At 37.7% G+C, this 13,023-nt stretch carries 6 protein-coding genes; 5 read left to right on the forward strand and 1 reads right to left on the reverse strand.

Features of this window, described 5'->3' with window-relative positions; genetic code table 11:
- Nucleotides 1-34: 34 nt before the first annotated feature.
- Nucleotides 35-2,038, reverse strand: coding sequence for an NAD-dependent DNA ligase LigA (gene ligA / locus CHRYMOREF3P_RS19295; RefSeq protein WP_077415814.1), 2,004 nt, complete (start codon nucleotides 2,036-2,038; stop codon nucleotides 35-37).
- Between the two features lie 323 nt (nucleotides 2,039-2,361).
- On the opposite strand from ligA, the gene CHRYMOREF3P_RS19300 reads away from it, so the two are divergent.
- The 5 genes from CHRYMOREF3P_RS19300 (at nucleotide 2,362) to CHRYMOREF3P_RS19320 (ending at nucleotide 12,868) form a co-directional block, all read left to right on the forward strand.
- Entirely contained in the window at nucleotides 2,362-5,445 is a 3,084-nt protein-coding gene (locus tag CHRYMOREF3P_RS19300) for a TonB-dependent receptor (RefSeq protein ID WP_180565280.1), read from the forward strand.
- Between the two features lie 156 nt (nucleotides 5,446-5,601).
- The gene (locus CHRYMOREF3P_RS19305; RefSeq protein ID WP_077415810.1) at nucleotides 5,602-6,348 is read left to right on the forward strand and encodes a glycerophosphodiester phosphodiesterase family protein; all 747 of its coding nucleotides are present in this window, start codon (nucleotides 5,602-5,604) and stop codon (nucleotides 6,346-6,348) included.
- Nucleotides 6,349-6,815: 467 nt separating this feature from the next.
- Complete coding sequence (locus CHRYMOREF3P_RS19310; RefSeq protein WP_180565281.1) at nucleotides 6,816-9,779, forward strand: SusC/RagA family TonB-linked outer membrane protein; 2,964 nt, start codon at nucleotides 6,816-6,818, stop codon at nucleotides 9,777-9,779.
- An 11-nt stretch (nucleotides 9,780-9,790) separates the two neighbouring features.
- Nucleotides 9,791-11,239, forward strand: a complete 1,449-nt coding sequence (locus tag CHRYMOREF3P_RS19315) for a SusD/RagB family nutrient-binding outer membrane lipoprotein (protein WP_180565282.1) — start codon at nucleotides 9,791-9,793, stop codon at nucleotides 11,237-11,239.
- A gap of 66 nt (nucleotides 11,240-11,305) precedes the next feature.
- Nucleotides 11,306-12,868 (forward strand): calcineurin-like phosphoesterase C-terminal domain-containing protein, encoded by a 1,563-nt coding sequence (locus tag CHRYMOREF3P_RS19320; RefSeq protein ID WP_180565807.1) that lies wholly within the window; start codon nucleotides 11,306-11,308, stop codon nucleotides 12,866-12,868.
- The last annotated feature ends 155 nt before the right edge of the window (nucleotides 12,869-13,023 follow it).

The following is a 13,023-nucleotide window of genomic DNA, read 5'->3' on the forward strand; positions in this document are numbered from 1 at the left end:
TAATGGTTTAGTAAATAATTATTAAAAATAATTGTTATTTCTCAATCAGATCCAGAAATTGCTGCTCATCCAGAATAGTAATTGTTCCGATATCCTGCGCTTTTTTTAGCTTACTTCCGGCTTTTTCACCTACTACAAGATAGTTGAGGTTCTTGGATACAGCAGAAATATTTTTTCCACCGTGCTTTTCTACCATTTCCTCAGCAGATTCTCTGGTGAATAATGATAATTTTCCGGTGAAAAGGAAAGTTTTTCCTTCCAGAACATTGGATAGTACTTCATTCGTGCTTTCTCCTTTTACAAGCTGCACACCATAAGATTTTAAACGCTCGATCATCAGTACATTTTCAGAATTCTGGAAGAACTCAACAATGCTTACTGCAATCTTGCCCCCGATATCTTCTACCTGGCAAAGCTCTTCAACAGTTGCATTCTTTAATTCCTCAATAGTTGGGAAGTTTTTGACCAGTTTCTTGGCAACTGTTTCTCCCACATGCTTGATCCCAATTCCATATAATACTTTCTCAAAAGGAATTTCTTTAGATTTCTCAATTCCTGAAATAATATTTTGGGCAGATTTCTCAGCCATTCTTTCCAATGGAAGAAGCTGCTCTTTCGTTAAAACATAGAAATCGGCAGGATTTTCAATCAGTTTTTCTCTGTATAGCTGTTCTATGGTTTCACTTCCAAGGTTGTCAATATTCAAAGCTTTTCTGGAAACATAGTGAATCATTCTTCCAACCACCTGTGGCGGGCAGTGAAGTTCGTTCGGACAGAAATGGATGGCCTGATCTTCAATTTTTACTAATTCTGTTCCACATTCCGGGCAATGTTTGATGTAGTCAACTTCTTTGCTATCTTCAGTTCTTTTATCAGTGTTTATCCCTACAATCTTTGGAATAATTTCCCCTCCTTTTTCTACATAGACGAAATCATGTTCATGAAGATCCAGTTTCTTGATGATATCCTCATTATGCAGAGAAGCTCTCTTAACGATAGTTCCGGCCAGTAAAACAGGTTTAAGATTAGCAACAGGCGTAATGGCACCCGTTCTTCCCACCTGATAAGATACACTTTGAAGCTCTGTTTCTACCTTTTCAGCTTTAAATTTATAAGCCATTGCCCAGCGGGGAGATTTGGCAGTATAACCAAGCTGTCTCTGCTGCTGTAATGAATTAACCTTTAAAACAATACCATCAATTTCAAAAGGCAGATTATGACGCTCTGTATCCCAGAATGTGATAAACTCCTGTACCTCAGCCATGGTTTTACATAATTTTGCCTGCTGAGAAGTTTTGAAGCCCCAGCTCTGTGCTTTCTGAAGGAGTTCCCAATGTGTTTCTGCAGGAACTTCATCAGAAATGAACTGGTACAGTACAGAAGAAAGTCCGCGCTTTCTTACCTCAGCGCTATCCTGCATTTTCAAACTTCCGCTGGCTGTATTTCTGGGATTCATGAAAGGATCAAGACCTTCTTCCTCACGAAGCTTATTAATTTTATCAAAGTTTTTTCTGGTCAGATAAATTTCTCCGCGCATAAAAAACTGACCCGGAAAATCACCTTTTAAAGTCAGAGGAATGTCTGAAATGGTACGTACATTCGGAGTGATTTCATCCCCTTGGAAACCATCTCCACGGGTAACAGCCTGTGACAGTTTTCCGTTTTCATAAAGAATAGAAATAGATGCACCGTCATACTTTAGTTCAGCAACAAACTCTACCGGATCTTCAATGGTTTTGATGATTCTTTTTTCCCAGTCTTCCAGGTCGTCAAAATCATAAGAATTGTCCAGAGAATACATTCTGAATTTATGCTGAATGGTAGGGAAGACTTTGGTAACACCACCCCCTACACGTACCGTAGGCGAGTTCTCATCATAAAATTCTGGGTACTTGGCCTCCAGATCCTGAAGTTCCTGCAGAAGCATGTCGAATTCAAAATCCGTAATGGTAGGAGTATCCAGTTGATAATAGTTGTCGTTATGCTGGTGAAGCTCTTTGCGGAGCTGTTCTATCTTTTGTTGAATGTTTTCAGACATTGGTTTCTATCTTTTGAGCAAAAATAACTAAAGTAATTGCATTTAAAAAATAACAGAATTAAATAGTACAGGAAAATTAAAAATACGTAATATGCCTTAACAGATTGGTTTTGTAGGAAATAAAACATTTGTTTAAAGTAATTTAACATAACGTTCTGATTTAATTAAAAAAATGTTAAAGCTTTCTTAAACACCCTGCCATTAAAGTCAAAATACCTTTGCACATCTGATTGAAAGAAACCTCAACGTGATCTATTAACATGAAAATCAAAGAGGTTTCCTGGCGAACATCAAAAAATTAATCATAAAGATCTTCGGAAGAAATGAAAAAAGTAAAGATTGTACTGGGATTATTGTTTTTAGGGCTTGGGACAATGGCGTATGCACAGACCACGCAGGCTTCTATTGTAGGGAAAGTTACCGGACCGGGAAGTACGGCTCAGGAAAAAGTGAAAGTAACGATCGTGAATGAGTCTACAGGATTCAAAACGGAAACGGAAACAAACTCAAAAGGGGAGTATATTTTTAAGGAAATTCCTCTTGGGGGCCCTTATACAGTTATTGTAAATGATGATAAAAAAGAAGGTTACAATGTGAACTTCGGAGATCAGGTTACCGTAAATATGGATCTTGGTAACGAGAAACAAATTGAAGAAGTAAAAATTACCGGAAACCTTAAAAACAAGATCGGAAATCTTGGAGCTGCTACAGCAATTTCTGCTAAAAATATCAGTATGCTTCCGGTGAACGGAAGAAACTTTACCAACCTTGCTGAACTGTCACCATTGAGCGGAAAAGGCGGAAACCTTTCCGGACAGCTAGGATCTTCCACCAATTTTACCATTGATGGGATGACGGCGAAAAACCCTACTTCTGCAGGAGCTACTACCAGCCGAAGCGGTGCGCCATTCTCCATCTCCATTGAAGCGGTGCGTGAATTCAAAATTACAACCAATCAATATGATGTGACATTGGGAAGAAGTGGAGGAGGAACGGTAAGTGCCGTTACAAAATCAGGAACCAATAAATTTTCAGGAAGTGCCTGGGAATATTTAAGAACCAACTGGCTTTCCAGCCCATATGACATCAGGGGAAATAAAAGAGATAACGATTTCTCTACTTCTCAGTTCGGTTTTTCATTGGGTGGACCGATCATTAAAAATAAATTACATTTCTTCGTAGCCTGGGATCATCAGCTGGATTCAAGACCTTTGATAATTGCCGATATCAAATCTCCGGATGATGAGAAGAGATTCAATACAACAACGCAGACTCTTAATCAGTTTGTAGATATTGCAAGAGCAAAATATGGAGTGGGAAGCGGTCCTCAGTTTGGAAGTTTTGACAAAGTAAGAAACTCGGATGCAGGATTTGTACGTTTAGACTGGCAGATTAATGAGAAGCACTTATTGACCCTGAGAAATAACTTCACCTACGACCTTAATAAAAATGGTTTGGGTGATAATACCAATATCAATTTCTTTGAATCTTACGGAAACGACAAAAACCTTGATAACAGTTTATTGTTAACCTTAAGATCAAACCTGCGGCCTAATTTAACCAATGAATTAAAGGCGCAGTATCTTTATACTTTTCAGGACAGTTATCAAAACAATCAGCTAGGGAAACCTGTTCCTAGAGCGATTGTTGAGGGTGTAGCTTCAAGTGCCGGATCTACCAATATTCAGATTGGAGGGCACCGTTTTGCACAGGAAAGCTTTAGAAATAATGTATTCCAGATTGTTGACAACTTATACTACAATACAGATAAAGTAAAATATACTTTCGGAGCCGATTTGATGTATACAACCGCAAAATCTGTGTACGGAAGTGAAGTGAACGGAAGATTCCATTTCCAGGGAATGGGTAACTTTGATGCAATGACTCCTTACAGATTCTACAGAGAAGTTCCTTTGATGGAGGATCCGTCTGTAAGATCAAATATCTGGAATCTTGGTGTCTATGGGCAGTTTCAGACGAAAGTGGCAAAAGGTCTTGATTTAATGGCCGGTTTAAGATTAGATTACGGAGGTTACCCGAAAGCGGAATTCAATCAGAAACTGTTTGATGAAATGGGAATCAGAACTGATAATCAGATCAAATCATTTGTGATCCAGCCGAGGTTTCAGTTTGACTGGAATATCAATGAAGGAAATAAAGACTTCCTTAAATTCGGTGCCGGAATTTTCTCTTCGGATATCAACAATTACATGATCATCAACAATCTTGTATTTGATGGGAAACATTTGGCTACAGTGGATGTAACGGGTAAAGATGTTCCGTTCCCGGATTTCAACAGTTATAGAAACGATTACAATTCGGTGCCTTCACTTTCTCAGAAGCAGATTCCAACCATCAACTATACCGGTAAAGATGCAAAAATTCCAATCGTTTATAAAGCGAATATCTCTTATACCCATTTCTTCAATGAAAGATTCAGAGCCGGAATTGCAGGATATATGGCATTAGGTAGAAATAATTACTATTACTATGACAGAAACATGGTGGCGAATCCGTTCTTTACATTAGCTAATGAGGGAGGAAGAGGTGTATTCATTCCTACAGGTGCTATTACCAATAATGCCAATAACAGTGTAAGTTTCGACTGGAAACAAGGAAGAATCAATAACAACTTTGGAAGAGTATTGGAATTGGCAAGTGATGGTAAAGTAAACCAGTTCTCCTTCGTAATAGATACGAGTTACCGTTACTGGAAAGATGGAGAAATCACGGCAAGTTATACATGGTCTGATATCAAAGACAATACTTCTTACAACGGAAATGTAGCGAACTCTGCAACATTATCTACGATGATTCAGAGTGATCCGAGAGACTTAAGAATGACTTATTCTGACAACCAGTTTCGTAATAAAGTGGTGATCTATGGTAACTCTCCTACCATTGCCGGATTTACATTAGGAATCAGATATTCAGGAATTGGAGGTACCCGTTTTTCTGCTACAACAGGAGGAAATATCAATGGTGACTTCGTAGATTCCAATGACCTTGCTTTTATTTTCCCGAATCTTACCAAATCTATTTTGGATGATCCGCAGGTAGGACAGGCTCTGAAAGATTATATCAACGAGTATAATGGTAAAATTGCAGAACGTAACGGAGGTAAGAATGGTTTCTATGGAGTTTGGGATGTTCGTGTAGCGAAGAAAATAAAACTTGATAAAGTAGGAGCTTTTGAACTTTCTGTAGATATCTTCAATGTGGCGAACCTACTTAACAAAGAATGGGGAGTCAACAATTCATACACAAACACATCTTTGTATAAAGTAACCAGGTTTAATAAGGATACCATGCAGTATGAGTATGCCAAAAACGTAAGTGGAGGTGGTTTGGTTCCTATGTCCGGAAATCCATATCAGATCCAGATTGGTGCGAAGTATTCCTTCTAAACAATTATCTTTTTTAACCACTGAAGACATAAAAGAAATATAAATGACTCTTCTTACTATTAGTTTAAAATCTTTTATGTCTTTGTGGTTTCCATATTTTAATACCTACCTTTATCAGAAAGTTTCAGGACTTTTTTAAATTATCTAAATTATATTATGAAAAATTTTATCTTAGGGTTAGCAGTTTTAAGTACAGTTATGATGAAAGCACAAACCCAGATCATTGCCCATAGAGGATATTTCCAGACACAGCCTTCTACAACGGAGAACTCGCTTCAATCATTGGAAAATGCTCAGAAATTAAAAATTTATGGGTCTGAATTTGATGTAAGAATGACAAAAGATGGTGTATTGGTGATCAATCACGATGAACATCATGGTAAGATGGAAATTTCAGAAGCTACGTTCAAAGAATTGGAAGCATTGAAATTATCCAATGGAGAAAAGTTTCCTACGTTAAAAGATTATTTGAAACAGGGAAAAAAAGATAAAGCTCTGAAGCTGATCGTTGAGATCAAACCAGCCAAGACTCCGGAAATTGAAAATGAGATCACACAGAAAACAATCAAGATGATCAGGGATATGAAGCTGGAATCTCAGAGTGAGTTTATTTCTTTCAGCCTTAATATCTGTAAAGAGATCAAAAAGCTGGCACCTTCCTTTAAAGTACAATACCTGAACGGTGAGCTGTCTCCTGAACAGATCAAAAAAGAAGGATTGGATGGTATGGATTATCACTATAGTGTTTTCCAGAAAAACCCTACCTGGATTGTTGAAGCAAAGGCATTAGGATTAATTACCAATTCATGGACAGTAAATGATGTTGCTGTATACGATGAGTTGAAAAAACAAGGAATCGGGTTTGTAACAACCAATATTCCTGATCAGTTAAAGAATAAATAGTAATTGAAAATCCTTCACAAATAGTACAAATGAAGGGCAAAATATTCCCCTCTTCCGGAGGGGTGGTGAAAATTCAAAGAATTTTTGAAGGGGTGGTTTACAAAACCTTCTCAACCATTCGCCAGTAATCAACAATTTAAACAGTCTGTCCCTTATAAAGAGACAGACTGTTCTTTTTTAAGGGGTAAATAAAAAACAGTATGATTAAATTTGATTTATTGTATTGTAAATCAAATAAATATGTATTTTGTGTGGTATTATCTCAAGGAAAGACAATAAAGATACGTAAATAGGCTTGTAAACTGGTATTAAAAAAACTTAATTACTTAAGTGTTTATTAATTAGATTCTTATGTAATGTTATTAAGGCTGAATTAATATATGGTTTAATGTTTTTTTAAGAAACGTTAAAACTGTGTTAAGGTCATCCTTATAATGTCGTTTTAATTTTGCGCAAACAAAAAGGAAATGCGTAAAGAGACACAAAAACTGTTAGTTTTGTCACTGTTGGGATTCGTCAGTGTTAATCTGGCAGCTCAGCAGAAAGCTAAAAAAGACACAGTTAAAGGACTTGATGAAGTAGTAGTAACTGCTTTGGGAATCAAGAGACATGACAGAGCTTTGGGGTATGTTGCCGAGAAAGTAGATGCCAAAACATTTGAAGAAACCCAAAATAACAACTGGGCACAATCTATGGAGGGGAAAGTGGCAGGTCTTAAAATTCAGACTGCAGGAGCAGGGCCGCTTGGAACTTCCAGAATTACTTTGAGAGGAGAAAAATCCATTATGATGGATCATAACTATGCTCTTATTGTAGTGGATGGCGTTCCATTGGGGAATTCTACCACAGGTTCTGGTACTGCAGCATACGGAGCAGGTTCCGGAGGAGATGTTCCTATTGATCTCGGAAACGGATTAAACAGCATCAATCCGGATGATATTGAATCTGTAACGGTATTAAAAGGAGCTTCTGCAGCCGCATTATACGGATCCCGTGCCGCCAACGGAGCCTTAATGATCACTACAAAATCCGGAAAAACGAAAAACGGAAAACTGAGAGTAACCTTCAATTCTTCCTCAAGCTTTGATTCCGTATTGAAATGGCCGGACTACCAGTATGAATACGGACAGGGAACTCTGGCAACCAATACGGCAGGAAACTTTTACTATTCTTATGGCCTTTCCGCAGACGGACCAAGTACAGGAGGTACAAGTAGTGCTTTCGGACCTAAATTCGCCGGACAGTATTATTTTCAATATGACCCCAATGTATTGGGACAAAGTAAGGAAAGACAATTGTGGAGACCTTATGAAAATAACATTAAAGGCTTCTGGCAAACAGGTTCTACCTACTCAAACAGCATTTCAGTAGAAAGCTCAAATGACAAAACAAGTTTCAGATCTTCACTTACCTATCTTAATAATGAGTGGATGATGCCGAATACAGGCTTTGACAGATTCAATTTTGCCCTGTCTTTTGCCCATCAGCTTACCCAAAAATTAAAAATCTCTACAAAATTTGCTTATAATACTACTTCCAGTGATAACCTTCCTGCGACGGGATATAACAACCAGTCGATCTCTTATTTCATGATCTTCCAAAATCCCAATGTGGATCTGGAATGGTATAAGCCCATCTGGAAACCGGGTCAGGAACAGGTTGACCAAATCCATCCTTTCAGCTCATTTATTGACAATCCATATATGATCGCTTACGAAATGTTGAATGGGGTCAGAAAAAAGACCATTACAGGAAACATTACGGCAGATTATCAGTTTAATAAGAATTTCAGTGTAATGCTGAGGTCAGGTATTGAAATTCTGAATGAAAAAAGAACAACCAAAAGACCATGGAGTTCTGCAAACTATCTGAAAGGTTTCTACAGAGAACAGTTTATCAAAAATCAGGAATATAACAACGACCTTTTATTCTCTTACAAAGCAGATTGGAATAAATTCAGTATTTCTGCCTCTGCAGGAGGAAGTATCCGTTATAATGAATACCTGATGACAGATTATCAGGCAATAGGATTGAAAACAGCCGGCGAATACAGCCTTACCAATGCGCTTTCAATTCCGGTTAAATATCCGGCACCAAGAGACAAACATGTAGACAGTGTTTATGGATTACTAACGCTGGGATATGACAATAAAATATTTGTGGACGTTACCGGAAGAAATGACTGGAGTTCTACACTTCCGAAGCAAAACAGATCCTTCTTTTATCCTTCAGTGAGTACCAGTTTCATTCTATCAGATATTTTTAACCTGAAAAGTAATAATCTGAATTTATGGAAACTGAGAGCTTCATGGGCGAAAGTAGGGATAGACAGTGATCCTTATCTTTTGGATAACTACTATACAGCAAGTAATATTACCGGAAGTGTGGTGGCGCCTACTACTTTCAATAACCCTTCCCTTAAACCTGAAAAAAATACCAATATTGAAGCAGGTATGGATTTCAGCCTTTTCAAGAATAGGTTGAATATTAATCTTACCGCTTATCAGAACATGAGTGAAAACCAGATTATTCCTGTTTCACTGCCTTCTGAAAGCGGATATTCCAAAAGAGTGATCAATGCAGGGAAAATCAGAAACAGAGGACTTGAACTTTCAGCTGATATCTTAGCTGTGAAAGGTGAAAGCTTCTCATGGAAAGTAGGCGGGAACTGGTCTACCAACGAAAACAGGGTGATGACTTTACCTGAAGGATTTGACGGAATTGTTTCCAACGTAGGAGATGTTGTCTTCTATAAAATGGAAGTGGGTGGTTCTCTTGGAGACATGTATGGATTTAAATTATTAAGAACTCCGGACGGAAAAGTAATTTACGGAGACAACGGACTTCCGGGAAGACCTGCAGATATTGAAAAAGTAGGAAATGCATTCCCGAAATGGAGAGCCGGTCTTCAGAATGATTTCAAGATCAAAAACTTTACGATCAGCTTCTCGTTTGACGGTCAGTATGGTGGAATTGCTTATTCTCAGTCGCATCATAAAATGTCCGAACAGGGTAAACTGAAATCTACTCTTCCGGGAAGAGATAATCCTGGTGGAATGATTGTAGGAGACGGTGTTGTTCAGAATCCTGACGGATCTTTCAGCCCGAATATAAAAGGAGTACTGGTATCTTCTTATTATGGAGATTACTATAGAAGAGCCAATGTGGAAACCAACAGCTTCAGCACAGATTTTATTAAGCTGAGAGATGCAAGAATCGCTTACTCTTTCCCGAAAGAGACCATAAAATCTCTGGGTCTGGATGATCTTACTCTTGCTATTTTCGGAAAAAATCTTTGGATGTGGACGAAGTTCCCATTGTTTGACCCTGAAGTCGCTACGCTGGATAATGCAACCATTACTCCGGGAGTAGAGATGGGGCAGCTTCCAACTGCAAGAACAGTTGGGTTTCAGTTAAATCTTAAATTCTAAAATCGTTAAAAATGAAAAAAATAATCATAAATCTGACATTGGCTGTTTCTGTTTTTATGCTTCAGTCCTGCGACAGAACATTTGAAGAAATCAATACAGATACCAGCAAAATAAAAGATCCTTCTGTGGGAAGTCTTCTTGCTCCCATCCAGTATGAAATGGGAAGCTATGGCTATAACAGAGCAGATGATTTCACTTTTGATATCATGCAGATTGCTTTAGACTTTCCGAATGAAGGAAATACCTACAGCAGATATTATATGGACGAAAAAAGTGGTAACGGATACTGGAATACCTCTTATAAATGGCTTAAGCAGGTAAGTGATCTTAGGAAATATGCTGAGAAAGAACAGAATAATAATTATCTGGCCATATCAATGGTCCTGAATGCATGGATTGCTTCCAACCTCACTGATGCTTTCGGTGATGTACCTTTATCTGAAGCAGTGAAGATTGAAGAAAATATTTTAAGACCGAAATATGATAAGCAGAAGGACATCTACATTCAGCTCTTAAATGATCTGAAAACAGCCAATTCACTATTCAACACAAACCAGGCATTAGCAGAAACAGATTTGTTTTACAATGCCAATACCAACAGCCAGACCGGTATCTTAGGATGGAAGAAATTCTGTAATTCTCTTTCATTGAGATTATTAACGAGAATTTTAAGCAGAAACGGTGAAGTAAATGTGCATGAAAGAATTCAGGAGATTATCAATAATCCTGCACAATATCCTGTTTTTCAAAATAATACAGACAGTGCAGTGCTGCCACTTTCAGGAGTATCTCCATATTTGCCGCCAATTGCCCGCCCTCAGGATTTTACAGCTTACAGATCAGCAGGTGAGTTTTTTGTAAATGCTATGAAAGATAATAATGATCCAAGGCTGAGTATGTTTTTTACGAAAGCGAAAGCAACTACCGGGGAAGATCTTGGATATAAAGGAGCTCCGTCAGGATATGCTTTAGGAACAGCTTTCAACTACCAGCCTTCTAACCTTAATCAGAATCTGGCGAAAACACCTTTAAAAATATTAATCATGACCTATTCTGAGGTTCAGTTTATTCTGGCAGAATTGGTTAACAAAGGAATTATTGCAGGAAATCAGCAGACCTATTATGAAACCGGAGTAAAATCTATTATTGAACAGTGGGGAGCAACAGTTCCAGCCAATTACTTCAGCAATGCAAACGTAGCTTACGACGGTTCTTTACAAAAGCTAATGCTTCAGAAATATATTTCCCTGTTTTTTGTAGACCATCAGCAATGGTACGAATACAGACGTACAAAACTGCCGGTACTTCCTAACAACGGAGGACTTCAGAACGGAGGGCAGATGCCTGTAAGATTTATGTACCCTACCACCACAAAAGTGATGAATACGGATAATTATAACGCAGCCGTACAATCTATGGGAGGTGACAATATTAACGTAAAAATGTGGTGGAATAAATAATTTGAGATTTAAAGATTAAAATAATTTTAAGATTTAAAAATTATGAGTATCAATATAAAATGTATCATGCCTTGCCTGTTGGTTTCAGCAATGGCATTCTCACAAACTTCTGTTTCCGGATTTGTATACGAAGACAGTAACAAAAATCAAAAGAAAGAAAACCGCGAAAAAGGAATTGAAGGTGTAGCCGTTTCTAACGGAACTCAGGTAGTTCTTACGGATAAAAACGGACGATACAGCCTGCTGGTTCAGGAAGATCAGACTATTTTTGTGATCAAACCTTCAGGATATCAGACTGCTTTAAATGCGAACAACTTACCTCAGTTTTATTACCATCATAAACCAAAAGGTTCTCCTGCAGATTTCAAATACAAAGGAGTAGCTGCTACAGGAGATCTTCCCAAAGAACTCAACTTCCCACTTTATAAGCAAAATGAAAATAAAAACTTTGATATCCTTGTTTTTGGAGATCCACAGCCTTACACAGAAAAAGAACTGGATTACTTCAAAAGAGGAATTGTAAATGAAGTGAAGAACACTAAGAAAAATGCAGTGTTGGGAATCAGTCTGGGAGATTTGGTAGGAGATAATTTAAGTCTTCAGAAACCTTATGCAGACGTTATGAAAGAAGTCGGACTTCCTTGGTATAATGTAATGGGAAATCATGACATGAATTATGATGCGAAAGAAGACCGTCTTTCCGATGAAACATTTGAGTCGAATTTTGGTCCGGCCAATTACTCTTTCAACTATGGTAATGTACATTTCATCATTCTGGATGATATTCTTTATCCGGATCCGAGAGATGGAAAAGGATATTGGGGAGGATTCCGTGAAGATCAGCTTCAGTTCATTGAAAACGATCTGAAACTGGTTGATAAAAGTAAACTGATTGTCATTTCTTTCCATATTCCGTTGGAACATAGCAATGAAGACAGCTTCAGAAATGCGGACCGTCAGAAACTATTTGATTTCTTAAATCCTTTCCAGAATGTATTGCTTCTATCAGCACATACACACATCCAACAGCAGATTTTCTATGGGAAAAAAGCAGGCTGGAATGGAATCAAGGAATTGCATGAATATAACGTAGGAACTACTTGCGGCGATTGGTATTCTGGAACACCGGATGATGCCGGCCTTCCTACTTCTACCATGAGAGACGGAACAGCAAAAGGATATTCATTCATCAGTTTTACAGACAATCAATATAAAGTTAAATACAGAACAGCCGGCAAACCGGAAGACTATCAAATTAAGCTATATATCCCAAAAGTAATTCCTTCCTCAAGAACTTCTGCAAAAGTGTTGGCCAATTTCTTCATGGGAAGCAAAAAAGACAAAGTAGAATACAGAATAGATAATGGAAAATGGGAAGCAATGGAATATGATGAAACCATAGACCCGAATTTTGCGCTTTCTGTTTTCAAATGGGATTCTACAGAGAAAATTCTTCCGGGAAGAAGACCTTCCAATCCTGAAATGTCAAAGCACATCTGGGAAGCAGACTTTCCTAAAAAATTATCATTAGGAAAACATAAAGTTGAGGTGAAGGCTGTTGATATGTATGGAAACGAATTTACCGCTTCAGAAGAATTTGAAGTTCAGAATTCAATTCAGATTCCTTAAGTTTTTATTTTTTTTACTATACCTTTTTTTTAGATTTTGAAGCCGATCCAACAGATCGGCTTCTATTTTTGTGGTTTAAGAAGATATAAGTTTCAATTGCCCTTCCCAACCATTAAAAAACTATTAAATCCGTGTTTTAACCATTTCATAAAAAT

This window comes from Chryseobacterium sp. JV274, assembly GCF_903969135.1.
Lineage (GTDB): Bacteria > Bacteroidota > Bacteroidia > Flavobacteriales > Weeksellaceae > Chryseobacterium.